The sequence below is a fragment of the Mesorhizobium sp. CNPSo 4688 genome (assembly GCF_057784295.1).
In genome coordinates this window covers 390,956-415,861 of sequence record NZ_JBWLUY010000001.1, presented here as the reverse complement: position 1 = coordinate 415,861, position 24,906 = coordinate 390,956, and the positions used below count along the sequence as shown (strand labels likewise).

At 62.2% G+C, this 24,906-nt stretch carries 25 protein-coding genes; 12 read left to right on the top strand and 13 right to left on the bottom strand.

The window, feature by feature from the left end; translation table 11 throughout:
• The first annotated feature begins 36 nt into the window (after nucleotides 1-36).
• Together AC04SH_RS02120 and AC04SH_RS02115 are read left to right on the top strand one after the other, a co-directional pair.
• Entirely contained in the window at nucleotides 37-1,104 is a 1,068-nt protein-coding gene (locus AC04SH_RS02120; protein WP_488573761.1) for an aldo/keto reductase, read from the top strand.
• A gap of 52 nt (nucleotides 1,105-1,156) precedes the next feature.
• Entirely contained in the window at nucleotides 1,157-2,419 is a 1,263-nt protein-coding gene (locus AC04SH_RS02115; RefSeq protein ID WP_488573760.1) for a cysteine desulfurase-like protein, read from the top strand.
• A gap of 4 nt (nucleotides 2,420-2,423) precedes the next feature.
• On the opposite strand, the gene AC04SH_RS02110 is transcribed toward AC04SH_RS02115, so the two are convergent.
• Genes AC04SH_RS02110 through AC04SH_RS02085 form a run of 6 tightly spaced genes read right to left on the bottom strand, consistent with a single transcriptional unit; the run spans nucleotide 2,424 to nucleotide 8,449 of the window.
• Nucleotides 2,424-3,452, bottom strand: coding sequence for a histone deacetylase family protein (locus tag AC04SH_RS02110; protein ID WP_488573759.1), 1,029 nt, complete (start codon nucleotides 3,450-3,452; stop codon nucleotides 2,424-2,426).
• Nucleotides 3,449-3,961 (bottom strand): GNAT family N-acetyltransferase, encoded by a 513-nt coding sequence (locus tag AC04SH_RS02105; RefSeq protein WP_488573758.1) that lies wholly within the window; start codon nucleotides 3,959-3,961, stop codon nucleotides 3,449-3,451. The genes AC04SH_RS02110 and AC04SH_RS02105 overlap by 4 nt, the downstream gene beginning before the upstream one ends.
• Before the next feature lie 3 nt (nucleotides 3,962-3,964).
• Nucleotides 3,965-4,462, bottom strand: coding sequence for a 2-thiouracil desulfurase family protein (locus AC04SH_RS02100; RefSeq protein ID WP_488573757.1), 498 nt, complete (start codon nucleotides 4,460-4,462; stop codon nucleotides 3,965-3,967).
• A 35-nt stretch (nucleotides 4,463-4,497) separates the two neighbouring features.
• Nucleotides 4,498-5,427, bottom strand: a complete 930-nt coding sequence (kce, locus tag AC04SH_RS02095; protein ID WP_488573756.1) for a 3,5-dioxohexanoate:acetyl-CoA acetone transferase — start codon at nucleotides 5,425-5,427, stop codon at nucleotides 4,498-4,500.
• 12 nt (nucleotides 5,428-5,439) lie between these two features.
• Entirely contained in the window at nucleotides 5,440-6,813 is a 1,374-nt protein-coding gene (locus AC04SH_RS02090; RefSeq protein ID WP_488573755.1) for an aminotransferase family protein, read from the bottom strand.
• Nucleotide 6,814: 1 nt separating this feature from the next.
• Nucleotides 6,815-8,449 (bottom strand): N,N-dimethylformamidase beta subunit family domain-containing protein, encoded by a 1,635-nt coding sequence (locus tag AC04SH_RS02085; protein ID WP_488573754.1) that lies wholly within the window; start codon nucleotides 8,447-8,449, stop codon nucleotides 6,815-6,817.
• 153 nt (nucleotides 8,450-8,602) lie between these two features.
• On the opposite strand from AC04SH_RS02085, the gene AC04SH_RS02080 reads away from it, so the two are divergent.
• On the top strand, nucleotides 8,603-8,851 hold the full coding sequence (locus AC04SH_RS02080) for a ParB N-terminal domain-containing protein (RefSeq protein WP_008875526.1): 249 nt from the start codon (nucleotides 8,603-8,605) through the stop codon (nucleotides 8,849-8,851).
• Nucleotides 8,852-8,970: 119 nt separating this feature from the next.
• A complete protein-coding gene (locus AC04SH_RS02075; protein ID WP_488573753.1) occupies nucleotides 8,971-9,927 on the top strand; it encodes an alpha/beta fold hydrolase in 957 nt (318 codons plus the stop codon).
• Between the two features lie 62 nt (nucleotides 9,928-9,989).
• Here the strand turns inward: AC04SH_RS02075 and AC04SH_RS02070 are convergent, their stop codons facing one another.
• A complete protein-coding gene (locus AC04SH_RS02070) occupies nucleotides 9,990-11,024 on the bottom strand; it encodes an isopenicillin N synthase family dioxygenase (RefSeq protein WP_488573752.1) in 1,035 nt (344 codons plus the stop codon).
• Between the two features lie 193 nt (nucleotides 11,025-11,217).
• Between AC04SH_RS02070 and AC04SH_RS02065 the strand changes: the two genes are divergently transcribed.
• Together AC04SH_RS02065 and AC04SH_RS02060 are read left to right on the top strand one after the other, a co-directional pair.
• Nucleotides 11,218-11,616: a GFA family protein gene (locus AC04SH_RS02065; protein WP_488573751.1), complete on the top strand. Its 399-nt coding sequence runs from the start codon at nucleotides 11,218-11,220 to the stop codon at nucleotides 11,614-11,616.
• A 121-nt stretch (nucleotides 11,617-11,737) separates the two neighbouring features.
• Nucleotides 11,738-11,935, top strand: a complete 198-nt coding sequence (locus tag AC04SH_RS02060; protein ID WP_488573750.1) for a hypothetical protein — start codon at nucleotides 11,738-11,740, stop codon at nucleotides 11,933-11,935.
• A gap of 1 nt (nucleotide 11,936) precedes the next feature.
• On the opposite strand, the gene AC04SH_RS02055 is transcribed toward AC04SH_RS02060, so the two are convergent.
• Nucleotides 11,937-12,848: a hypothetical protein gene (locus AC04SH_RS02055; protein WP_488573749.1), complete on the bottom strand. Its 912-nt coding sequence runs from the start codon at nucleotides 12,846-12,848 to the stop codon at nucleotides 11,937-11,939.
• 236 nt (nucleotides 12,849-13,084) lie between these two features.
• Here AC04SH_RS02055 and AC04SH_RS02050 point away from each other — a divergent pair, with 236 nt between their 5' ends.
• Entirely contained in the window at nucleotides 13,085-14,155 is a 1,071-nt protein-coding gene (locus AC04SH_RS02050) for a glycoside hydrolase family 25 protein (protein ID WP_488573748.1), read from the top strand.
• 154 nt (nucleotides 14,156-14,309) lie between these two features.
• Nucleotides 14,310-14,810, top strand: coding sequence for a DUF2314 domain-containing protein (locus tag AC04SH_RS02045; RefSeq protein WP_488573747.1), 501 nt, complete (start codon nucleotides 14,310-14,312; stop codon nucleotides 14,808-14,810).
• A 4-nt stretch (nucleotides 14,811-14,814) separates the two neighbouring features.
• On the opposite strand, the gene AC04SH_RS02040 is transcribed toward AC04SH_RS02045, so the two are convergent.
• On the bottom strand, nucleotides 14,815-15,759 hold the full coding sequence (locus AC04SH_RS02040) for a LysR family transcriptional regulator (RefSeq protein ID WP_488573746.1): 945 nt from the start codon (nucleotides 15,757-15,759) through the stop codon (nucleotides 14,815-14,817).
• 104 nt (nucleotides 15,760-15,863) lie between these two features.
• Here AC04SH_RS02040 and AC04SH_RS02035 point away from each other — a divergent pair, with 104 nt between their 5' ends.
• Together AC04SH_RS02035 and AC04SH_RS02030 are read left to right on the top strand one after the other, a co-directional pair.
• Nucleotides 15,864-16,037, top strand: a complete 174-nt coding sequence (locus tag AC04SH_RS02035) for a hypothetical protein (protein WP_352559728.1) — start codon at nucleotides 15,864-15,866, stop codon at nucleotides 16,035-16,037.
• A 39-nt stretch (nucleotides 16,038-16,076) separates the two neighbouring features.
• Complete coding sequence (locus AC04SH_RS02030; protein ID WP_488573745.1) at nucleotides 16,077-16,685, top strand: class I SAM-dependent DNA methyltransferase; 609 nt, start codon at nucleotides 16,077-16,079, stop codon at nucleotides 16,683-16,685.
• Nucleotides 16,686-16,715: 30 nt separating this feature from the next.
• Here the strand turns inward: AC04SH_RS02030 and AC04SH_RS02025 are convergent, their stop codons facing one another.
• Nucleotides 16,716-17,657, bottom strand: coding sequence for a phosphoribosylaminoimidazolesuccinocarboxamide synthase (locus tag AC04SH_RS02025; RefSeq protein WP_488573897.1), 942 nt, complete (start codon nucleotides 17,655-17,657; stop codon nucleotides 16,716-16,718).
• Nucleotides 17,658-17,904: 247 nt separating this feature from the next.
• Here AC04SH_RS02025 and AC04SH_RS02020 point away from each other — a divergent pair, with 247 nt between their 5' ends.
• Both AC04SH_RS02020 and AC04SH_RS02015 read left to right on the top strand, forming a co-directional pair.
• The gene (locus tag AC04SH_RS02020) at nucleotides 17,905-18,879 is read left to right on the top strand and encodes a DUF3592 domain-containing protein (protein ID WP_488573744.1); all 975 of its coding nucleotides are present in this window, start codon (nucleotides 17,905-17,907) and stop codon (nucleotides 18,877-18,879) included.
• A 12-nt stretch (nucleotides 18,880-18,891) separates the two neighbouring features.
• Nucleotides 18,892-19,509 carry a hypothetical protein gene (locus AC04SH_RS02015; protein WP_488573743.1) on the top strand — a complete coding sequence of 206 codons (618 nt, stop codon included), beginning with the start codon at nucleotides 18,892-18,894 and terminating at the stop codon, nucleotides 19,507-19,509.
• A gap of 86 nt (nucleotides 19,510-19,595) precedes the next feature.
• On the opposite strand, the gene AC04SH_RS02010 is transcribed toward AC04SH_RS02015, so the two are convergent.
• From AC04SH_RS02010 to AC04SH_RS02000, 3 genes are all read right to left on the bottom strand, one after another.
• Nucleotides 19,596-20,174, bottom strand: coding sequence for a Swt1 family HEPN domain-containing protein (locus AC04SH_RS02010; RefSeq protein ID WP_488573742.1), 579 nt, complete (start codon nucleotides 20,172-20,174; stop codon nucleotides 19,596-19,598).
• Nucleotides 20,164-20,784, bottom strand: coding sequence for a DUF5343 domain-containing protein (locus AC04SH_RS02005; protein ID WP_477232713.1), 621 nt, complete (start codon nucleotides 20,782-20,784; stop codon nucleotides 20,164-20,166). Before AC04SH_RS02005 ends, AC04SH_RS02010 begins: the two co-directional genes overlap by 11 nt.
• 83 nt (nucleotides 20,785-20,867) lie before the next feature.
• Nucleotides 20,868-24,641, bottom strand: coding sequence for a vitamin B12-dependent ribonucleotide reductase (locus AC04SH_RS02000; RefSeq protein ID WP_488573741.1), 3,774 nt, complete (start codon nucleotides 24,639-24,641; stop codon nucleotides 20,868-20,870).
• Nucleotides 24,642-24,906: the final 265 nt, after the last annotated feature.

Sequence of the window (24,906 nt, the reverse complement as noted above, 5' to 3'; positions counted from 1 at the left end):
GCGCAGCCGCGCAAAAATTCCCGCCGGAGAAATTCCATGCACAAGCGCCGTCTCGGTCGGACCGATCTTCTTGTTACCCAGATCTGCCTGGGGTCTATGACTTGGGGCCAGCAGAACACCGAGGCCGAAGGGCATGCGCAGATGGATCTGGCTTTTGAGCGCGGCGTGAATTTCATCGACACCGCCGAGCTCTACCCGATCCCGCCCAAAGAGGAGACGCAGGGGCGGACCGAGAAGTTCATCGGCAGCTGGATGAAGGCCAAGGGCAATCGCGACAAGGTCATCCTCGCCTCGAAAGTGGTCGGCCGCACCGCCAACCGCTGGTTTCGTGGCGACCGGCCGTCAAAACTGGTGCGCGCCGACATCTTTGACGCCATCGACAAATCGCTGGCCAAGCTCGGCACCGACTATCTCGATCTCTACCAGATCCACTGGCCAGAGCGCGACATTCCATGGGGCGCCAACCCGACCCGCGTCGGCGCCACGCCGCGCCGTGCCGACGCCGTTGGCGCGCCGGCCGGCGAGACGCCGGTCGCCGAGACGCTCGCCGTCTTCGAGGAGCTGGTGAAGACGGGAAAGATCCGCCATCTCGGCCTGTCGAACGAAAGCTCCTGGGGCGTCATGCGCTTCATCGCCGAGGCCGACAAGGGCGTCGGACCGCGTGTCGTCTCGCTGCAGAACGCCTACAATCTCGTCAACCGCACCTTTGAGGTGAACCTCGCCGAGGTCTGCGAACGCGAGCAGGTTGGCTTTCTCGCCTATTCGCCGCTGGCGCAAGGCTATCTCACCGGCAAATACGATCATGGCGCGCGCCCGCAAGGCTCGCGTTCGCAGCTCTTCAACCGCGGCCAGCGTTACGAGACGCCGAATGCCGCCGAGGCGCAGCTCGAATACAACGAACTGGCGCGCTCCTTCGGCCTCGAGCCGGCGCTGTTTGCCAATGCCTATGTCGCCAGCCGGCCATTTGTTACCTCCAGCATCATCGGCGCGACGACGATTGCGCAGCTTGAGATGGCGCTGTCTTCGGCCGACGTGACCTGGACCGACGAGATGCAGAAGGCCGTCGATGCGATCCACCAGCGCGTCGGCAATCCGTGCCCATAGGCAAGCCGTTCGGACGGAATTGCCAAGCAAAGACAAGGGGAAGGGGACAGCAATGGATTTTCCGATCGAGACCGTCAGGGGGAAATTTCCGGCGCTGGACCTGACCGACAAAGGCCGGCGGCGCATCTATCTCGACAATCCGGCCGGCACGCAGGTGCCGCAAGCGGTTGCCGATGCGGTGGCCCGCTGCCTCTTGACCACCAACGCCAATCTCGGCGGCTATTTCGAGACCACGCTTGCCGCGCAAAACGTGGTCGACGACGCGCATGCGGCGATGGCCGATTTCCTGGGTGCGACAAGCACTGACGAAATCATCATCGGCGCCAACATGACGACGCTGACCTATCACATGTCGCGCACGCTCGGCCGCAGGTTCAAGCCGGGCGACGAGATCATCGTCACCCGCATGGATCACGAGGGCAATGTTTCGCCCTGGCTGCAGCTGGCCGAGGACCTTGGCCTCGTTCTGCGTTTTCTGCCGTTCGACGAGAACAGCTGGCAGGTCGAGGAGGCGGCGCTGAGCGCACTGCTCACCGACAAGACGCGGCTGGTGGCGCTCAACTATGCCTCGAACCTCACCGGCTCGATTAACCGGGTCAAGGCGCTGACGGCGCTCGCCAAACAGGCCGGCGCGCTGGTCTATGTCGACGCTGTGCAGTTCGCGCCGCACGGCCTGATCGACGTGCAGGAGCTCGGCTGCGATTTCCTGGTCTGTTCCGCCTACAAATTCTTCGGCCCGCATATGGGCATCCTTTGGGGCCGCCGCGACGTCATCGACGCACTGAAACCCTACAAATGCCGCTGCTCGTCCAATGGTTTGCCGGAGCGCTTCGAACTCGGCACGCCGCAGATCGAGCTGATGGCCGGGCTGGCCGCCGCGGTCGACTATTTCGCCGATCTGGGTTCAGCGGCCGGCGAGGGCGGTTCGCGCAGGCGCAAGATTGCCAAGGCATTCGAAGTCTCGATCGCCCATGAGAATCCGCTGGCGCTGAGGCTGATCGAAGGGCTGTCTGACATTGGGGGCCTGACCATTCGCGGCATTACCGATCCGAAGCGCGTCAGCGAGCGCGTGCCGACGGTGTCCTTCACGGTCGACGGCATCGTCCCGGAAACGATCGTGCGGCAGATGAATGCTGAAAACATCTTCCTGTGGTCAGGCCACAACTACGCCTGGGAGATCGTCCACCAGCTCGGCATTCCGACCGAGCAAGGCGTCGTGCGCATCGGCATCGCGCACTACAACACGGCGGCCGAGATCGACGAAACGCTGGAAAGCGTGCACCGGGTCATCGCCATGCTGAGACAACAGCGCTAGTCCGCTATCGCTGCTTGCCGCCGAAGCCGGTGAGGAATGCGGTGAGGTTGTCGCCGAGCGCGTCGCAGAGATAGCCGCCTTCCTGCACGATCACCGTCGGCAGGCCAAGCTTGGCGATTGCCTCGCCGATGCGCGCAAAGCCGGGTGTGGTCACCGACAGCCCGCCGAACGGATCGCCCTCGAACGCGTCGAGGCCGAGCGCCACGACCAGCGCATCCGGCGAGAAGGCGCGGATACGCTGGAACGCTACACCAAGTGCTTCGAGAAACGCCGCGTCGGCGGATTTGCGCGGCAGCGGCAGGTTGAAATTATAGCCGAGGCCAGGCCCTTCGCCGCGCTCGTCGGCATGGCCCCAGAAGAACGGATAAAAGCGCACCGGATCGGCGTGCAGCGACACGGTGAGAACGTCGGATCGCGCATAGAAAATGCCTTGCGTGCCGTTGCCGTGATGCAGATCGACATCGAGGATCGCCACCCGTGCCGCCTGTTTGCGCAACATCTGGGCAGCGACCGCCGAATTGTTGATGAAACAGAAGCCGCCGGCGACATCGGCAAAGGCGTGGTGGCCCGGCGGCCGGCAAAGCGCATAGGCGGCAGGCACGCCAGCCATGACGGTTTCGGCTGCCTCGACCGCGCTCCAGGCGCTCCACAGCGCGCTCTGCCAGGTCTCGGCCGAAATCGGGCAGGCGGTGTCGGCCATGTGGTAGCCGGCCTGGCCGACCGCCGAGGCCGGATAGGCGCCGTTGCGCGTCAGCGGATGGATGTTGGGGATGACTTCCGCCGAGGCGCCTTCGATGCGCTGCCAGCGCGCAAAAATGTGTTCGAGGAAGGCGAGATATTCCGGCGTGTGCACGGCCGCAACCGGCCCGAGGCCATGATACCTGGGCCGCTCGATCGTCAATCCGGCAGATTCTGCGCCGGCTAACAATCGCTCGGCGCGCGCCGGCTGTTCGGGGTTGGGTTGCGGCGCGCCGCTGGACAGAAAGGCTTTCGGGTCGTGGCGTTTCTGCTCCTCGGCAAAGAAAGCTTTCATTCCGTCTCCTCATCCTGCGCCGCATCGGCAAAAGCAAAAAACGCCTCGCCGACGATTTTCTGCGTCTGCTCGTAGTGCGCCCAGCCGATGCCGAGCTTCTCGTAAAACGCCTTGGCGCTGTCGTTGTCGGTATCGACGGACAGCCTAAGATAGGCGCCACCATCCCTGCGGCAGTCGCGCGCGACGCGGCGCAGCAGCTTTTCGCCGATCTTGCGGCCGCGAAACCGGTCCTCGACATAGAGGTCCTGGATATAGACGCCGGGCCGTCCCATCCAGGTCGAGAAGATCGGGAAAGAGAGGCACAGCCCGGCAAATTCGCCGCCGACTTCGGCGATCAGGGTGGAGAAGGCAGGCTTTTCGCCAAAACCATAGCGGCGAAGATCATCGGCGATGGAGGTGATTTCCTGATGCGCGCCGATATGGGTGCCGAGCTTGAGCAGCGCGGCGTAGATGGTTTCGACGTCGTCGATGGTACCGGGGCGGAGGGTGGTCTGGATCTTCCCTGGCATGGATCAGGTCGCGGTTCCAGCTGAACCGTTCAGGAGATCGTCAAGTTTGCCGATATCGTCTTCCGAAAAGACGCGAATGCCGTTGGCTTCCAGGAGCGCGGTGGTCGTGCCGCGGCCGGCCACGCGGTTACCCGAAAAACTGCCGTCATAGACGAAGCTTGAGCCGCAGGACGGGCTGCCGTCGGTGAGAACGGCATAGCGGCATCCGGTTTCCCGGGCGAGTTCCAGCGTAATCTGACCGGCTTCGAGATAGAGTGCGGTCACATCGTTTCCTGTCTGCTCGACCACCTGGCCTTGGCCGTGCAGCACAGCGTCGCCTGTGCCGCGAATTTCCGCCGGCGGGCGCGGCGTGGAGAAGCCCGCGGCAACCTCGGGGCAGATTTGCACGACCCGCCCTTCCGCCTGCCATCGCGTCAATACCGGATGGTTGTTGAGCCGGTAAGAGCCGTTGTAGCGGACGTGGCTGCCGAGCAGGCAGGCTGAGACCAGAATCCTTTCCATGTCAGCCTCCTTTTACCACGCGATCCGGTGCGCCCCTAGAAGGCTACCCGGTCGCCACCCTTCAGCGCCAGCATGTCGCGCGCTTCGGCCGGTGTGGCGACGTCCAGCGACAGCCCGTCGAGAATGCCGCGAATACGGCGCACCTGGTCGGCGTTGGATTTCGCCAATTGGCGGCCGTCGTAGAGACTGTCCTCCAGCCCGACGCGGACATTGCCGCCCATGGCCGCTGCAATCGAGATCAGCGGCATCTGGTTGCGGCCGGCGGCGAGCACCGAGAATTGGTAGCTGTCGCCGAACAATTTGTCGGCGATGCGCTTCATATGGATGAGATTGTCCGGGTCGGCGCCGATGCCGCCTAGAATGCCGAGCACGAACTGAATGAACAGCGGTCCCGACACCAGGCCGCGGTCGCGAAAATGCGCCAGCGAATAGAGATGGCCGACATCGTAGCATTCGAACTCGAAGCGCGTGCCGCAGCCTTTGCCGAGCTTTTCGAGCACGCCTTCCATGTCGGAAAAAGTGTTCTTGAAGATCGTATCGCGGGTGGCCTCGAGCAGCTTCGGCTCCCACTCGTGCTGCCACTCCCGTGGTTTGTCGAGCATCGGGAACAGCGCAAAATTCATCGACCCCATGTTGAGCGAGCACATTTCCGGCTCGGCCCTGAGCGGCGCCGTCAGCCGCTGATCCAGCGTCATCAGCGACGAGCCGCCGGTGGTGATGTTGATCACCGCATCGGTCGCCTGCTTGATGCGCGGCAGGAACTGCATGAACACCTCAGGATCGGCGGTTGGCCGGCCGTCCTTGGGGTCGCGGGCATGCAGGTGCAGGATCGAGGCGCCGGCTTCGGCTGCCGCGATGGCGTCCGTGGCGATCTGGTCCGGCGTCAGCGGCAGGTAGGGCGACATGGACGGCGTGTGCACCGAGCCGGTGACCGCGCAGGTGATGATGACTTTTCTCGGCGCCATTTTTTCGCCCCCTCAACCTTCGACCGGCAGGTCGAGTTCGGCGGCCAGGACCTCCAGCGAGTCGCCGATGATGGAGATGATCTCGCCGATCTGCTCAGCCGTGACGATCATCGGCGGCGCGACCATGAAATTGTCGCCGTCGACGCCACCCTTGACCCTGCGGCCATAGATGATCAGTCCGCGTTCATAGGCGAGGTCGAGCAGCCGCTGGGTGGCTTTCTTGCCCTGCTCGATCGGCCGCAGCGTCTCGGGATCGGCAACCATCTCCGCGCCGGTAAGCAGGCCCTTGCCGCGCACATCGGCAATGAAGGGAAAGCGCTTGGCCAGCCCTTTGAGCCCGTCCATCAGCACGTCGCCCATGGCGGCAGCATTGGCGATGAGATCGAGCCGGTCCATTTCCCCGAGCACGGCCAACCCGGCGGCGCAGGCGAGCGGATTGCCGGCATAGGTGTGGCCATGCTGGAAGCCGCCCGAGGCCAGCAGCGGCTCTACCAGCCGCATCGGTGCGGCAAGCGCGCCAAGCGGTGCATAGCCGGAGCCCAGCCCCTTTGACAGCGCGACGATATCGGGCTTGCAGTTCCAATGGTCGCCGCCGAGGAATTTTCCGGTGCGCCCGGCGCCGCTCATCACTTCATCATGGATGAGCAGAATGCCGTAGCGGTCGCAGATCTCGCGGATGCGCGGATAGTAGCTGTCCGGCGCCACCAGGGCGGAAGTTGCGGCACCGCCGATGGGCTCCATAATGAAGGCAAGCACGCTGTCCGGCCCCTCGGCCTGGATTTTCTCCTCCAGCCTGTCGGCGTAGCGAACGCCACGCTGCTCCATCGACAGGTTGTCGCGGTCGCGCCAGGCCGTTGGTGCCGGCACGGTCGGCATCACCCGCATCATCGGCGTGAAAGTCTCCGCCAGCGCGTCGTCGCCGGTGATCGAAAGCGAACCCAGCGTGCCGCCATGATAGGAGGGAAAGCGAGTGATTACCTTCCAGCGCTTGGGCTGGCCGGTCGCGACCGCCCATTGCCGCGCCAGCTTGATGCAGGATTCGGTCGCCTCCGAACCACCGGAGACGAAGAAAATGCGGTCCATGCCTTCGGGCAATTTGCCGGCGAGTTTCCGCGCCAGTTCTTCCGCCGGCTCGTTTTCGAAATGCAGCCGGTAGGCGAAGGTGGCGCGGTCCATCTGCCGCTTCATGGCGTCCAGCACATTGCGGTTGGAGTGGCCGATATTGGCGACCATCGGTCCGCTCGAGCCGTCGATGAAACGGCGGCCGTCCTGCGTCCACATGTAGATGCCCTCCGCCCGGTCGATCAGCGGCCGGCGCAGGCTGGAGAGGTAAAACAGATGCGATGGCGCGCGCGCTTCTGAACCGGCGGATGAGGGCTTCTGCATGTCAGGACTTTCCGAGATAGCGATCGAGTACATTCCTGGTCACGCGCTCGACCATCGGGTCCTGCCTTAGCAGGCCGGCCACCCATTCGCAGCTTCCAGCGTGGAACACCTCGCCCTTGCCGCGCGGGAAATTGACGATCATGCCATTGCCGCGTTTGACTTTTTCCAGATTGGCGTCGCTTGCCTCGCCGAACAGCGTTTCGGCGGTGAAGCGGCCGTCCTCGTCGGCCAAAAACTGGTCCTCGATCGGGATGTCGGCGCTTTCCTCGACCTGGCTCGCCATGCCGACCGCCAGCACCTGCAAACCGTCAGGCGCGCCGCTGTCCGATGTCGGGTAGGGCAGGCCGCCGCGGATCTCGAAATCGAGCCCGTCGACCTCATAGCCATAGACATGGCTGTCGGCGCCGAGCAGGTCGCCATAATAGATACCGGTGCCGGCAAAGGCCCAGTGCTCGGGCCGGTAGACCGGAAAGCCGCGTACGCCGCGCGGCGCGCAGCCACCCCAGCCGGCATAGACGCCGCGCGTGGCGTTGAGGCCGAAGGTCAGTGCACCGGGGCGACCGATCTCCGGCGCTTCCCAGGAATTGGTGGCGCGGGTCACGTCACCGCCGCGATAGGCGGGGTCTTCCGCGCGCGCCCGGTATTTGTAGCAGACCTGCCGGCGGCCTTCGTCCTCAAGCCTTGTCTGCCACATGAAATTGCCGGCAAAGCGGGCTGCATGGCCGCCGCGCGTCACATAGGCGTCGACCGCGTCGCGCATTTCCCAGGTCCAGTACTCGTCATGGCCGACGAAGACGACGCAGTCATAGCCGTCGAGGATTCCGGGCGAGAAATGCAAATCGTGCTGGCTGGCGAGATCGACGCCGTAGCCGGCGCACTCGGCGAAGCGGAAGAAGTGGCTGTCATAGCTCGCCCAGCCGGAAGAGGCGTATTTCTTCGAGTGTCCCGTGGCGAACGCCCATTCCATATGGGGATAGCGCGGCACCGTCTTGGGCGGCACGGCAACCTCCAGCGGCACACGCGGCGCGTCCTTCGGCAGCACCACAAAACCGCGGCACCAGGGACGCTGCGTCGACACCATCGTCGCATATTGGTTGCGGTTCGGCCCGGTAATGCCCTGATAGTGATTGGAGCCGCCCCAGGTGTTGTAGGAGAGCCAGGTGCCGGTCGCCGCCACCTGCAGGACCCGGCCGGGTTTTCTGCCGGGCAGGGGCGCGACGACGATGAGGTGGTGGCACTGGATCGGCTCGCGGCCGTCCGCCGTCAGCGTCAGCCGGTAGGCGCCGGACGGCCAGTCGTCGCCGACGCGAAATTCGAACGACGCCTCCCAGCCGCAGCCTTCGACCGAGCACTGATCGGGCGTGTCCTGCCAGCGTGCCGACACACCCGTTTGCTCTAAGACCTTGGTTTCGGCTCCGCCGTCTCGAATGACGACTATTTTGAAACGCGGTGCCGTCGAACTGACATGCAGCGTCACAGTCTCACTGGGCCGGTAGGAGAAGCGGTCCGAATAGCACCAGATCTCGCCGCGCGCGCCGTCCATCCCCGGCCATTCGTAATAATGGCCGCGCACTGCCTCACGGCGCTGTTCGGGCGTCAGTCCGAAATCGGGAAATTCGGTCGGCAGCTGGGTCATGGACACCGGAAAGTGACAGGCCGCCATTTCGGCCATCTGCCGGCCAAGCGTCAAATGGAAACGATCGGGCCAGCAATTGCTTAGCCGCTCTTGGCCGCACCCGGCAAACCGACTATCTCAGGCGAGGCGGTATTTTCCGTCTCGGGAGCCGGCATGCTGAGAGTGCAGAAGGTCAAGGTCGACGACATCTACGTGCCGACGGCGCGCAAGAAAACGCTGCATCCCGAAACGGTCCGGCATCTGGCCGAGGACATTCTGGAAAACGGCATGAAGACGCCGATCCAGGTTCGCCATGACGGCAAGCGCCATATACTGGTCGAGGGCCTGCACCGGCTGGAAGCCGCCAAATGGCTCGGCGAGACCGAGATCGACGCCTATCTGGTGCAGGCCAAGCGCCACTAAGGCGCAGTCTTGGACCGATCAACAACAGCCGGCCAACGATTGCTCCGCAGATTTTTTCGCGGAGCGTGTCGGCATGCGCCGTGCTCGCTCGTCCTTGGGCAGAACCAGAGGAGCCTGACATGTCCAGATCGATTTTGTTCGCCATTCTTGCCTCGGTTGCAGCGATGTTCGCGGCGCCCGGATCAGCCAATGCAGAGGAGACCAAGCCTGCCATGACCACCGAAGCAACAGCCATGCCGAAGCCGGAAAAGTCCGGCCTGCTGCCGATCGACGGCCTCAATTACTACTATGCTGTCTACGGCAAGGGCGAGCCGCTGCTTCTGCTGCACGGCGGCCTCGGCACGTCCGACATGTTCGCGCCGCTGCTGCCGAAGCTGGCGGAGAACCGCACCATCATTGCCGTCGACCTGCAGGGCCATGGCCGCACGGCGATTGGCGACCGGCCATTCAGCCTGGAGGCGATCGGCGACGACATGGCTGATATCATCAAGGCGCTCGGCTACGACAAGGTCGACGTGCTCGGCTATTCGCTAGGCGGCGGCGTCGCCTTCCGCATGGCCGTCCAGCATCCCGAAGCGGTGCGCCGTTTGGTTCTGGTTTCGACCGGCTTTTCTCCCAATGGCTTCTATGACGAGATGCGTCCGCAACAGGCGCAGGTGAGTGCCGCTGCCGCGCCGTTCATGAAGGACACGCCGATGTACAAGTCCTACGTTGCAGTGGCGCCGTATCCGGAAGACTTCCCGAAACTCCTCGACGCGCTGGGCAACTTCATGCGCAAGGACTACGACTATTCCGCCGATGTCGCGAAGCTGAAGATGCCGGTCATGCTCGCCTATGGCGACAGCGACATGTACAAGCCCGAGCATGAGATCAAGTTCTACCAGATGCTCGGCGGTGGGCTGAAAGATGCCGGCTGGATGCGCGAGAACCTGTCGCAGAACCGGCTGGCCATCATTCCGAACCGCACACACTACGACGTCTTCTTCGCGCCGGAACTGACGGCTGCGGCACTGCCCTTCCTCAACGGCGAAACCAAGGTAAAGACCTGGGACGAAGTCGTCAGCGAAACCGAGTAGGTCTGCCGGAAGTTGAAACCGGCCGTCTCCAGCGAGACGGCCGGTTTTTTGTGCCTGCGAAACTACGAAGCCTTGGCGCGGCGCGGCTCGCGCAAATGCTTGATGCCGCTCATCTCGACGAAGTTCGTGGCGGACTCCCAGAGATAGTCGCCATAGAGGAACGGGTCGAACGGGGCAGCACCTGCCAGCGGCAGCGGCGCGATCTCGGCATCGACGCGCGGCTCGTAGAAGAACGGTATCGAGAACCGCGCCGTCTTCGGCGCAATCACCCGGTGCCGCGTCGCCCTGACGCGGCCGCCGGTCCAGCGCTCGAGCAACTGGCCGAAATTGACCGCCAGCGTGCCGTCGGCCGGCGGCACGTCGATCCATTCGCCGGCAAGGTTCTTTGCCTGCAGGCCCTCGACGCCATCCTGCGCCAGCAGCGTGACGAAGCCGGAATCGGCATGTTCGCGCCCGATGATGGTGCGCGTCTCGCCCTTGTGGACGACCGAGAATTCCGGCCCGCTCAGATCGACGCCGCTGTTGGCATCGCGCAAGGGATAGCGGATCAGCCGCAGCGTCGAGATGCCACCATCGAAATCCGCGTTGAAGATCGTCTCCGGCAGGCCGAGGCCGCGCGCGATAGAGCGCATCAGCGCATTGCCGAGCGCTTCCATGGCCAGATAGTAGTGTGCCGCAGCCGCGCGCCAGCCAGGCAGCACTGCTTCAGTTGGCAATGGCGTCGGCTCGCGCAGAGGGTCGTCCGCACCGTCGGAGCCGGCGGTTTGCGTATGCGCAATGTCCGGCCCCATGTCGATACCTTCCTTGTAGGAGACGGCGGTCGGCTGCAGCGGGAACCAGCCGCGATAGACGTTCTTCTTCGTGTGGTCGAAATTCCAGCGCAACAGCTTTGCCTTTTCGGCGTCGGGCAAGGTAAAGATGTTGAGCAGCAGCAATCGCTTGTCCCGCGTCAGCCAGTCATCGCCCGGAAAATTCCGGATTGCCATGAAGCCGATGCCGGAGGCCGCGGCCAGGATCCGGGCGTCGGTGCGCTCGCGGCCGGGCGAGGGCGGCCCGAACAGATTCGCGACGGCAATGGTTTCGATGTCCTGCGCCATGATTTCCTCCCGGTCGGCCCAGCGACAAGACAGGCGCGGCGGCCGGCCGGCTGTCAATGCTTCGCCGCTGCCGCGGGTTGGGCCAGCGGCAGGCCATCGGTCGTATCAGCGCAATCGATAGCGCCATCAGGGCTTTTCAATTGACCGAAAGCTGCCTGTTGATATTTTCCGAAGACCTTCGGGGGTTCAGATGATGGCGAAATATCAGGGTGGGTGCCTGTGCGGGGCAGTGCGCTACGGCACCGAAGCGGAGCCGCTCAACCAGCGCGTCTGCCATTGCCGGCGCTGCCAGAAGGTAATCGGCGCGGCCTTCAACGCGCGTCTGCTGTTTCGCATCGACGATGTCACGGTCGAGGGGCGGGTGGCGACGGTCAACACCTCTCCGGACCTCAAGCGCGGCTTTTGCGCCGCCTGCGGCACGACGCTGTTTTCCCGGCGCGACTCCGCCGGCATCGTCGGCATCACCACCGGCTCGCTCGACGATCCCTCGCTGTTCAAGCCGGAAATGCATATGTGGACCGCCTCGAAGCAACCCTGGCTGCGGCTCGATGACGGCTTGCCGCAACATGAAGGCGCACCGCCTCCGAACTGACGCGCCGGACCTTACCAGAAAGTAATCCCGAAAACACGACATAGCCGGCAAAGCGTCATTGGCGGGCCATGATTGCCTGCCTATCTATCGGCTGCGGGTCTGGTATTCGAGGAGGCGACCGATGAGCGACATAATCAACACCCTGGACGAGCTTTTGAGCGATCCGATGGTCCTGCTCGTGATGGAGCGCGACCGCGTGCGCCCCGAGCAGGTTCGCCTCCTGCTCGAACGAGCGCGTCGCCCTGCTGTCTATGGGCCGCTGGTGCCGCCGGCACATGTCGTCGCCAAGAACTGCCTGCAGCAGTGGTTGGGCAGATAGTTCAGGAGTTTGCCGGCAAATAGCTGTAATGGCTGCGGAAATAGGCCAGCTTGAAACCGAGCTGCGCATAGTTGCGATAGGCCGGACCGTCGCGGTCGGGGTGCGGCGCCTCGATGTCGGCGACAAACAGCTTCGCGCCGGCCGCCAGGCCGTCGCGCACCATGGCTTCGCCGAGCATAGCATCGAGATCGAAGCTTGGCGCCATGATGCCGGGCACCGGCGCGTCGATGCCGCTCCAGGCCGTGCCGTCAATGCCGATGAACAGCGAGCGCACAGCCACCACCGCACCGTCCCGCCGCGCCACGTAGTGATGCCAGCCCTGTCGGCCGACCAGCGCCAGCAGCCATGGTGAGGTCGGCAGCCGGTACTGGCTGTCGATGAAGCCTGCCCATTCGCTTGCCGTTGCCGGCGTCACGCGCTCGACCGAAACGCCCTCGATCGGGAACAGCGGTTCAGCCGCCAGAGGTGCTGCCTCGCGAAAAATCCGTTCCCAGCCACTCAGGCGCTGCAGGCCGCGCGCCTCGAGCCAGCATCTAAGCGCAGAGGGCTCGGCGTTCGGATTGGTATAGAACCACGGCCTCGCAATTCCGGCGGTGCGGTAATGCGCCAAGAGCGCGTCAAGCTGGCTCTCGGTGGCCGGGCCATCGACGCCGAAATTCTTCACGCAGTTGAAATGGATGAACGGGATCGTCGTGCAGGTGGTCCAGACCAGATTGCCGTCTTCGGCGATCGACAGTCCGAGCCGCGCGGCAAAGTCGGCGGGGGCGGCGCGATAAAGGTCCAGCCAGGCATTGACCTCGGCGCGTTCGATGGCGCGGCTGAAATCGCGGGAGACGTCCTCCATTGCGAGGGCAGGTTGATGCGGTTCGGGCAGGGCAACGGGTTGCAATTCGGACAGTGCGTCGGACGACATGACCTCCTCCCGGCTTGTTACCTTACAATGTAAGGTTAAGGCAGGGTAATATAAACACGAACGTTGTCAAGCGGGATTGGGGACAGCAGGGGAGAAGGGAGGGCCGCGACGGGTCGCTGGTTTATGGCTAATATTTGATTCAAACTTTGTTGGCAATTTATCGTTAGTAATCGAAGCCGGTTTGTCCGGCGGCGTCCTTCTGCCTTCGGTCTGTTGTGTTTTGCGTACAGGTCCAGATGCGGATTTCAGGCGTCGTCAGTTTTATGGTGGCATCGCTGTGCCTTGCCGGCTGCTCGTCCACAGCGGGCATCGACGACTTGCAGCCGTCGAATGAGACCACCAGTTCGGTCGTGCGGCCAAGAGCGCCGGTCGTAGCGGCCCCGGCGGTGACTGCAGACCTCGCGCCAATGCGGTCCGACATGGTGGTCGACAACGCTGTGGCCGACAATGCACCACCATTCTCGATGGTCGAGGAAGAGGAGGCGATTGTCGCGGACACGCCTTCGGCCGATGGCAACACCAGCCCGCAGCTTGAGCCGGTTGCGCTGATGTCGCCGCCGAAGCGGCTGACCCGCGCGGCGCCTGCCATGCTGGCCTCGCCGGTGACCCGTTACGGCTTTCGCGATGCCAAGCCGATCAATTTCGGCAAGGCTTCGCCGCGCTACCTCGCCGTGCATGGCGTCGACGTCTCGCGCTGGCAGGGCAACGTCAACTGGAGCAAGCTGCGCGCCCAGGGCGCCAATTTCGCCTACATCAAGGCGACCGATGGCGGCGACCATCTCGACCCGATGTTCATGAAGAACTGGCGCAATGCCGACGCCGCCGGGCTGAAGCGCGGTGCCTATCATTTCTTCTACTGGTGCCGCACCGCCGGCGAGCAAGCCGACTGGTTCATCCGCAATGTGCCGAAGATGGATGGCGCGCTGCCGCCGGTGATCGATGTCGAATGGAACGGCGAATCCTCCTGCAAGCGGCGGCCCTCGCGTGCCACGGTGCTGGAGAAGATGCAGGTGTTCATGGACAAGCTCGAGCGCCATTACGGCCAGCGGCCCATCATCTACACCAGCCCCGATTTCTACCGCGACAATCTCAAAGGCGCCTTTCCAGACTATCCGTTCTGGCTGCGCGCTGTGGCGCGGCACCCCTCAAAAGTCTATCCCGGCCGCAAATGGCTGTTCTGGCAGTATTCCGGTTCCGGCCTGTCGCACGGTGTGACCGGCCGCGTTGACCTCAACGTCTTCCACGGTGATGAGCGCGCCTGGCGGGCATGGGCAGGCGGGCAGATGACCGTCGCCGACGCCAACTGAGGCGCGGGAGCTAACCACTCGCCGGCCGTGGCCATTTGGGCGACGCCTTGGGTTGAATTTTCAGCGTCGCGCTAAGGATTCGCTCTCTCTGTCCTTTAGCGGTATCGCAACAGCCTTCCGGTAACGTGCCCGTAATCGGGTTTCGGAGGGGTCCATGCGCAATCCAGTTTTGGCCATCGCTGTTGTCGCCGCTGTCGGCTACGGGGTTTTCAACACGCTTGGGCATATGCCGGGCGGCGCTTCGCTGGCGGAGTCGAAGCAAAATGTCGTGTCCTATTCCACCGAGGACAAGGCGATGCAGGCTGCCAAGGACAGCGGCCGCTCTACCCTCAAGCGCTTCCACGAGCTGATGGACGCCGGCACGCCCGGCACCTACACGGTGAAATTCCCGCTGACCCAGAACGGCGCCACCGAGCATATCTGGATGCAGCTGGTCGGCTACAGCGACGGCTCCTATATCGGCCTGCTCGCCGACGTGCCGGTCAACGGCAACAAGTACAAGATGGGCGACAGGATGACGGTGACTGAGGCCGACGTCGAGGACTGGATGATCAAGAACGGCAAGGAGATCTATGGCGGCTACACCACCCGCCAGGCGCTTGCGGACATGCCGAAGGAGCAGGTCGCAAAATACGGGTTCACCTTCAAGGATTGAGGTCCTAGGCGCGTGCGAGCTCTATCGCCGCGCTTTGAGGGACATCGCGCCGCTCGTGCTCGCGTATCTCTGCCGTTTGTGCCAGCACCCAGTCGCGGAACACCTTGATCTTTGGTGTGTTGCGCCGGCTCTCCAGATGCACCAGCCAATAGCCGTCGCCATCCGATCCAAGCACGTCGAATGGCTGTATCAACTGGCCCTTGGCCAAAAGGGCGCTGTAAAGGTTCTTGGTCAGGATCGCGGCGCCCTTGTCGGTCAGCGCCGCCATCGCATCATAGGCCTGGGTACCCAGCTTCGGGCCGGCCATGATGCGATCGGGCTCGAACGGCACGCCGGCCGCCTCGAACCAGATTTTCCACCACGGATCGTCGGCACAGCATAGCGGCACCTTGTAGAGATCTTCGGGGCGATGGATGCCGCCGACGCTCTCGGCGAGCTTTGGACTGAGCATCGGTGTGTAGTCCGCCTTGAACAGATAATGCGCCGTCAGGCCGGGCCATTTTCCGGAGCCGGTGCGGATGCCGACATCCATGTCGCCGCGCGTGAAATCGACAAGCCCCTGCGATGTATTCACCTTCACGGCGAGGTCTGGATGCATCAGCTGGAATGTTCCAAGCCACACGGCTAACCAGTTCGTTGCGAAGGTTTCCATCGTTGTCACCGACAGCACGCCGGTGGCTCCGCCCTTGGTGGCGACCCATGCATCCGCCAGCGCCGAGAATGCGCCGGATGCGTGCGGCGCCAGCTGCTGTCCAGCCTCGGTCAAGGCGATCTGCCTTGTTTTTCTTATGAAAAGCGGCGTTCCGGCGCGTTCTTCCAGCACCTTGATCTGATAGCTGGCGGCTGACTGGGTCATGCCGAGTTCTTCGGCCGCCTTGGTGAAGCTGCCAAGCCGCGCCGCGGCCTCAAACACCCGGATAGCCCCTAATGGCGGTAGTTCCCAACTCATGACGCATCAATCCTCCTGATGCATAGTACGCGACGTTCGATTGGAAACCAAGACCGGAAAAACGGCATGTTGTGCCCATCAGATCAACCCTGGAGGATACGGCAATGACCACCGCAACAGCTCTCTACAACACGCTTCGCCGCCCCGTGCTCGACCTCTTCACCGCGCCATTCAGACCCCGCAAGCGCGGGCTGCTCGACCACCGCTCGCTGTCGGATCATTTCCTTAGGGATATCGGTATGCTTGACGGACGCGTGCCTCCCGGCACCATTCGCTAGGCAAGCTGTTTTGACCTAAAAGATGCGAGGGAGGGAATGATGACTGTGGTGTCCGAGGATCTGGCGAAGAGCCGCAAAACCATCAACGCCTATGAAGACTATGCCGAACGCTACGACGCACTGGTCAGGCATGTTCCCAACCAGAGAGAACAGAAATGGCTGAAGCGCCTGGTCGCGATCACCGGCAAAGGCGGCCGGATCCTGGAAGTCGGATCGGGACCCGGATACGATGCGGATTTCGTCGAGGGGCTCGGCGCTCAAGTTCGGCGCACCGACGCTACAAAGCGCTTTCTCGAGTTGCAGGCCGCACGCGGCAAGCATGGTGAGTTTCTCGACCTCATCACCGACGATCTCGGTGGCCCCTATGACGCGGTGCTCGCTTTGTGCGTCCTGATCCATGTGCCACGCGAGCAGACCGACCAGGTGCTTGCCAAGATTGCCGCGTCGCTGCGGCCGGGCGGCGCCTTCCTCGTCTCGATGCGCATTGGCGATGGCGAGACGAGCGGCGAATATCATACTGTCTACTGGCGCCGGGACGATTTTGCGGCCCGTCTCGAAAGCGCCGGGCTGGTCCTTGTCGGGGATGAATTCAACGTCGGCCGCGATCGCGAGGAGTGGACCACCTTCCTCGCTGTGAGGCCGTCATAACGCGGGATCCTGTTGCCAGGCAGATAGCCGTCAGAAGTAAGGCCTCAAATTCTCGCGAATACGGTCTAGCACCGTCTTTCCCGAAGTATCGGCGACGAAGGTCTTGCCGGTGATGGTTTCATAGGCCTGAGTATAGACCCGCGACGTTTGCTCGATAAGCTCCGCCGGGATCTTCGGAATACGGTCCTTGTAGGGATCGCAACGCGCCGTGACCCAGGCGCGGATAAAATCCTTGTCGAAACTCTGCGGCCGCTCGCCAGCCTCGAAACGCTGCCTGTAGCTTTCCGCGAGCCAGTAGCGGCTTGAGTCAGGCGTATGGATTTCATCGGCAAGGATGATGCTGCCATCCTTGTTCGTGCCGAATTCGTATTTGGTATCGACCAGGATCAGGCCGCGTTTGGCGGCCAGCGCCTTGCCGCGCGCAAACAGCGCCAGCGCATAGCGCGAGACGGTGTCCCATTGCTCTTCCGACAACAGGCCGCGCGTCAGGATATCGTCGCGCGTCAAAGGCTCATCATGCCCGCCATCGAGCGCCTTGCTGGTCGGCGTGATGATGGTCTGAGGCAGCTTCTCATTGTCGCGCAGTCCGTCCGGCAGGCGGATGCCGTACATGTCGCGCTCACCGTTTTTGTACTTCGTCAGCACTGAGGTGCTGGTGGTCCCGGCGAGATAGTCGCGAACGACGATTTCCACCGGCAATATGTCGAGCCTCGTGCCGACGACGACATTGGGGTCGGGATAATCGAGCACGTGGTTCGGGCAGATATCGGCGGTTTCCTCGAACCAGTAACGCGCCGTCTGCGTCAGCAGCTCGCCCTTGAGCGGGATCGCGGTCAGGATGACATCGAAGGCGCTCAGCCGATCGGTGGCGATGATGATGCGGCGGCCATCCGGCAGATCGTAATTCTCGCGGACCTTGCCTTTGTAGTGGTTCGGCAATTCCGGGATGAAGGCATCGGAGAGAACGCGCAGTGCTGTCATTCGGTGTCGTGGCTCCCAACGACGTGAGTTTCCGGGGCGACTATTAACAAAGTCGGTGGCGCTTCGATACCGAACAGGCGGCAATCGCCTGTAGAAAACCACGTCAGCCCCTACGCCATCATGCCATCGGCTTGGCATGCCGAATGTACCGGCTTTTGCGATTCAGCAAGACATTGCCGTCGCCGTGCTATCTATTTGAAGCTTCCTGTACTTCCGGGGCTTGGGGGACGCGGTGGAGGTGGAGCTCAAATTTCTGTTGATCGGATTTGCCGGCGTGATCGCGGCCTGTCTGTCGTTCATCACCTTCGTGAAATGGCGCGAGGTGCAGAGGCTCAGCCACTGGCTGCCGACGCCGGGAAAGATCATCTCGTCTTCCGTCGAGGCGCGCAAGGTGAGGGTCTCGGGCGTCGGCGCCGACAGCGAGAAGGTCACCGAAATCCGAAATTTTCCCGCCATCACCTTCGAATACAAAGTGGCCGGCAAGAAATACCGCGGCTCGCGCTACAGTGTGAAGGAAAATCTCGGCAATTTCGAAGTCGATGAAACCCTGGCGCAGTTTCCCACAGGCGCCGAGGTGACGGTGTTTTATAACCCGGCCGATCCCAGCAAAGCGGTGATCGAGCGCACCTTGCCGGACGGCGCCTTCAAATTCATGGTCAAGCTGTCTGCCGGGCTGGTGATCGGTTCCGCGGTGCTGGTGTTTTCCACCGGTGGTGTTCTGGAGGCGATCAGGCCGTTCCTGCCCAAGCCGGAAAAACTCGGCATCGCGATGGTTCTGTTTTTCATGGGCCTGTTCATCCTGCTCATGGGGATAGCCCAGAAGGTGGTTGCAAGGCGGGCGACAAAATGGCCCGTTGCCGCCGGCCGCATCGATGCTTCGGGAGTTGAGACGGTCCGGATCGATGGCGGCTCCCAACGCTGGCGCCGCGCCTTTCGGTCCCGCATCGTCTACAGCTATGAGGTTGCCGGCCAGCGCTACACCTCCGACCGCGTAACCTTCGGCGCCACGGTCACGGCTTCACTGCCCGGCCTCGTCAGCGGCCAGGCGCAAAGCTACGTCGAAGGCAGCAAGGTCGATGTGCACTACGACCCCGCCAATCCCGCATCGGCCGTGCTCGAATGCAGAGTGCGCGGGCTGTGGCTGCTTTGGGTTTGTTCGATTGGCTTTATTGGTGCTGCGGCCTGGCTGGTCGGGCTCGTGCCGATGCTTTGACGGGATGCAGCGATGAATAGCGCCTTGAGGTCGGTCATCTGGATTTCCGCCCTGTTTGCCGCCGCGTCGATATCAACCGTGGCACGCGCGGACGAGCCGTCGCCGTCGCGCCCGCCGATCGACAAATGCGCCTGGGAAAAGCTGGCCGACAAAACGGTCGGTCTGGCCGCCTGGGTGCAGCGCTGCGATTTCGGCTTCCGTCAGATCCATTTCGAATTCGTCGGCAACGCGCTCGCCATCAAATACAGCGATGGCGGCGCGCCCGATCCGCTGGTCGAGGTGTTCGACATCAAGCCTGGCGAAACCGCCGAGGCTGCCGTGCTGCGCCTGTTGCTGGAAAAGACCGACAAGACCGTCAGAGCCCGCTGCGTGCTGGCGCCCTATACCGAGGGCACCGTGCCCGCCGGCGTCAAGCGCTACACATTCAGCCCGGATGCCGCCTACGCCAAGGAGTTGAAGGCGGTCGCCAATGACGAGGTCCCCGAACCGCCCTGCGGCGACTGGGGCGAAATGCCCGATGGCATCCAGTATTTCGAGGTGCCGGCGGCGCGCAAGCTGCTGTTCGTTCGCATCGGTCAGGACCAGCCGTTGTTTGATGAGCAGACGCTGCGGGTGTTGCCGGCGGGGTAGGTGCCTCGAACAGACTAATCTGGATCGAGGAAGGTTTCCGTCGAACAAGAGAACGTTCGAGTGTGCAAAGTATTTCAATCAAGGAATTATAGGCCGATTACGCGATTCCAGTCGTTTACATACATATACAGGCGGCCAAATTCCGAAGGAAGCAGCATGCGGTTATGCGCGATAAAATTTCTCACCTTCTCCATCTCGTCCATCCTCTGCCTCAACCAATGTTGAGACGGAATAACCGGAAAGTGCTCCCACTTATTTATTATAATTTGGGCTAGATGACCGAACTCAACAAATCCTAAGAGATCGGTCTTTTCTCCCTCGAGCCACGAGTCTTTAATGGCTGTATCGCGCCGACTTTCAGCATGCGCAATAATTTTGGGAGGCAGCTTTGCCTCCCAATCCGCGCCTTCCTTCTCTGATAAAGTATCTCGGATATACGAACGAATTTCGTTCTCAAAGCAAAAGAGGACAGCGTAAAGCCTTGCCATCTCGAGAGCCCGGTTCCGATTCTGTATACCAAAGGGCGCGAGTGACTCAGCGAGAAGGCGTTCTTCAGCGTCGCTTTGGTCGGCACCAACTTGTATCCCTGCCGCCTGAAAATTTGCTGCCTCCGCTTCGAACATTAGCCCGCGAAATAGGAAGTTCCTCAAATCCTTAGTGGTCAATAAGGTGCTCCTTTATTGACTTGAATATCGCATTGTAAACCTCCACGTCCTTGGTCGCTGGAAGGTGGATTTGTATATTGTAGTTCAGGCTCAGGTCTTTTGGTGACAGATTGATAGGTTGCAACGTCGCATCAGCTGACGGGACTTCTGATTTTTTGGGTTCCGGAGGCGGCTGTTTCGTCGGTATCGAATTTCTAAAATCGGCTAGTCCAGCCAAATTTAAAAATGTCTTTGTCATCAGAGATGCTGTGTTATCACTTGCATTATGGTAGCTCTTAAATTTGCCATTGATGGTGACTTTATCGCTTACTCCTGGATTTTCTTTTATCAAGAATATATCGGAGTAGGCCTCTCGAAGGGCCTCGGCCATTACCTGTTTTGATCGGGAATGGTCACGATATGCATGGTATCGTGAGGTTGGCTTCCCATCTGGCGACAAGAAGCCCAGCGCCTTTAAAAGAGGAATATAAGCGCGATCATTTGAAGATCCAAACCCCCAATCCTTGAGAAGTTGGCTTGTGAATTGCTCTGGTGCTTGCCCGTCTTGTATCCTTTTGAAAAATTCCTGAACTCGCCCGGCAGCAACTAGGTAAGCGTTGGTAAGCCCCATAGTGTCCCCCCAAATAAATAAGCCCGCACCTACTTTATAGGTGCGAGCTTATTTTGCCTACCTGCTTGTTTCTTGGCGTGGTGTCAGCTGCACCCGCTCGTAGCGCCACAAGTATCGCACTTCTCGCAAGTCCCGTTCCGCACCATCGTAAAGTTCTGGCACTCGGAGCAGGAATTGCCGGTGTAGCCTTGCAGCAGCGACTTGGCGCGGCGGTCGGCGGCGAGTTTCTTTGCCTCGGCCGCTTCATTGGCTGCAGCGTCGGTGAACAGCGCCGCGGTGGCGTCGGTGGAAGCCGCGTCCTCCTCGAAGGCGATGTCCTCGGCCAATTCCTTGGCTCGCTCCTCATAGTCGCGCTTGTAGGCGACCGCCTCGTCGCTGGCCGGCTTCAGCGCCAGCACGTTGGAGCCGGAGAAGGCGGTGGGTGCCGAGCGGGCAGGGGTGCCGGCGCCGGCAAAGCCCTTCGGCTCGCTGCCGGTCACCCGCGACACCAGCTTCACCGGCGAGGCGCCACGGGTCAGGCCCTTGGAGACCGCATCCGTCTTGCCTTCGCTGATGCCGCGTCCCAGTGCCGTGTTGGAAAAGTCCGACTGGTCGACATGGGCGAGGTCGTTGCGGCCGAGATAGGAGATGGCGAGTTCGCGGAACACGTAGTCGAGGATCGACGTCGCGCTCTTGATGGCATCGTTGCCCTGCACCATGCCGGCCGGCTCGAACTTGGTGAAGGTGAAGGCGTGCACATATTCGTCGAGCGGCACGCCATATTGCAGGCCGAGCGAGATGGCGATGGCGAAGTTGTTGAGCAGGCCGCGCAGCGTGGCGCCTTCCTTGTTCATGTCGATGAAGATCTCGCCGAGGCGCCCATCGTCATATTCGCCGGTGCGCAGGAAGATGGTGTTGCCACCGATCTTGGCCTTCTGGGTGTAGCCCTTGCGGCGTCCCGGCAGCTTTTCCTGCTCGCGCGACACGCGCTCGATGATGCGCTCGACGATCCGCTCGGTGATCTGCGCCGCACGCGCCGCCGCAGGCGCTGCGATCAGCTGCTCGACCGCATCGTCCTCGTCGTCCTCGCCATCGGCGAGCAGCGAGGAGTTCAGCGGCTGCGACAGTTTCGAGCCGTCGCGGTAGAGCGCATTGGCCTTCAGCGCCAGCTTCCACGACAGCATGTAGGCGCCCTTGGCGTCTTCCACCGTCGCATCGTTAGGCATGTTGATGGTCTTGGAAATGGCGCCGGAGATGAAGGGCTGTGCGGCCGCCATCATCTGGATGTGGCTGTTGATCGAAAGCGAACGCTTGCCGATCTTGCCGCACGGGCTGGCGCAGTCGAACACCGCTAGGTGCTCAGGCTTGAGGAAGGGCGCGCCTTCCAGCGTCATCGCACCGCAGACGTGGATGTTGGCGGCCTCGATGTCCTTCTTGGAGAAGCCCAGCGCCGGCAGCATCTCGAACGAGAAATCGTTGAGCTGCTCGTCGGTGAAGCCAAACGTCTCCTTCACCCAGTCGGCGCCGAGCGTCCACTGGTTGAAGACGAACTTGATGTCGAAGGCCGACTTCAGCGCCGCATTGAGCGCGGCGATCTTGTCGTCGGTGAAACCCTTCGCCTTGAGCGAGCCGGGATTGACCGCCGGCGCCTGGTTCATGTTGCCGTGGCCGACCGCATAGGCCTCGATCTCGGCGATCTGGCTTTCGGAGTAGCCCAGCGTGCGCAGCGCTTCCGGCACGGCGCGGTTGATGATCTTGAAGTAGCCGCCGCCGGCAAGCTTCTTGAACTTCACCAGCGCGAAGTCAGGCTCGATGCCGGTGGTGTCGCAATCCATGACCAGACCGATCGTGCCGGTCGGCGCGATCACGGTCGCCTGCGCATTGCGGTAGCCATGCTCTTCGCCGAGCTCGATGGCGCGGTCCCATGCGGCCTTGGCGTGAACGGCCAGATCCTGCTGCTTGAGGTCGGAAGCGACCAGCGGCACCGGATTGACGGCGAGCTTCTCATAGCCGCCCTTTTCGCCGTAAGCGGCGCGGCGATGGTTGCGCATCACGCGCAGCATGTTCTGGGCATTGCGGTCGTAATCGGCAAAGGCGCCGAGTTCACCGGCCATCTCGGCCGAGGTGGCATAGGCGACGCCGGTCATGATTGCGGTGAGCGCGGCGCAAATGGCGCGGCCCTCGTCGGAGTCATAGGGAATGCCAGACGTCATCAAGAGGCCGCCAATGTTGGCATAGCCGAGGCCGAGCGTGCGGTATTCGTAGGACTGCTTGGCGATCTCCTTGGACGGGAACTGTGCCATCATCACCGAGATTTCGAGAACGACGGTCCACAGCCGCACCGTGTGCTCATAGGCGGCGATGTCGATCGTGCCGTCGGCGTTGCGGTAGGGCAGCAGATTGATCGAGGCCAGGTTGCAGGCCGTGTCGTCGAGGAACATGTATTCCGAGCACGGGTTGGAGGCCCGGATCGCACCGGCCGAAGCGCAGGTGTGCCAGTCGTTCATCGTCGTGTTGAAATGCAGGCCGGGATCGGCCGAAGCCCAGGCGGCGTAGCCGATCTTTTCCCACAGGTCCCTGGCCTTCAGCGTCTTCAGCACCTTGCCGTCCTTGCGGGCGGTGAGGTGCCAGTCGGCATCGTCCTCGACGGCGCGCAGGAAATTGTCCTTCAGCGACACCGAATTGTTGGAGTTCTGGCCGGAGACGGTCAGGTAGGCGTCCGAATCCCAGTCGGTGTCGTAGGTCTTGAACGACATCGAGGTGTAGCCCTGCTTGGCGAACTGGATGACGCGGTAGATGTAGTTCTCCGGCACCGCCGACTTCTTGGCCGCCTTGATCTCGCGCTTCAGCGCCGTGTTGAGCGCCGGGTCGTAGCAGTCGTCGGCATTGCCTTCGCAATTGATGCAGGCCTTCATGATCGCTTCGAGATGCTTCTTGACGATCTTGGAGCCGGTGACCAACGAGGCGACCTTCTGCTCTTCATTGACCTTCCAGTCGATGAATTCCTCGATATCGGGGTGGTCGGCGTCGACAATGACCATTTTCGCCGCGCGGCGCGTCGTGCCGCCCGACTTGATGGCGCCCGCCGCGCGGTCGCCGATCTTCAGGAAGCTCATCAGGCCCGACGAGCGGCCGCCGCCGGACAGCTTTTCGCCTTCGCCGCGCAGCAGCGAGAAATTGGAGCCGGTGCCCGAGCCATATTTGAACAGGCGGGCCTCACGCACCCACAGGTCCATGATGCCGCCCTCGTTGACGAGATCGTCCTGCACGCCCTGGATGAAGCAGGCATGCGGCTGTGGATGCTCGTAGGAGGACTTCGACTTGGTCAGCTTGCCGGTGAACGGGTCGACATAATAGTGCCCCTGGCTCGGACCATCGATGCCGTAAGCCCAGTGCAGGCCGGTGTTGAACCATTGCGGCGAATTCGGCGCCACGCGCTGCGTCGCCAGCATGTAGGCAAGCTCGTCGCGGAAGGTGAGGGCGTCTTCTTCCGACTTGAAGTAGCCGCCCTTGTAGCCCCAGTACGTCCAGGTGCCGGCAAGGCGATCGAAAACCTGGCGGGCGTCGATTTCGGAACCGTAGCGCTCGGCTTCCGGCAGCTTGGCCAGTTCGGCCTCGTCGGCAACGGACCGCCACAGGAAGGAGGGGACGTCGTTCTCCTCGACCTTCTTCAGGCGCGCGGGAACGCCGGCCTTGCGGAAATACTTCTGCGCCAGGATGTCGGCGGCAACCTGGGAGAATTGCGCCGGTACATCGATGTTATCGAGACGGAACACCACCGAGCCATCCGGATTCTTGATCTCCGAAAGCGCCTTGCGGAATTCGATCTCCGCATAGGCTGATTGTCCTGGCTTGGTGAAGCGACGCTCGATGCGCATTGGTCCGGTCCCTTTGTGTCTATATATAGCGCTTTTCCCCAGGGATTTCTGCCCCACAAGCCGAAAAACGCAGTCCGCCGTTTGCCGGCATTGCGAGCAGCGCCGGCACTCTCCTTTTCGCAAGTGCCGGCATGCAGACAGCAATACGCCTTCCCCAGCGTTTGCCCGGGCTGCAGACCGACCCTTGCGGGTCCTCAACTGAAACTTTGATCGATTCCCTCATTCGAGGGAGGTTCACATTATCTAGCGTCGAGACTGCCTGCAA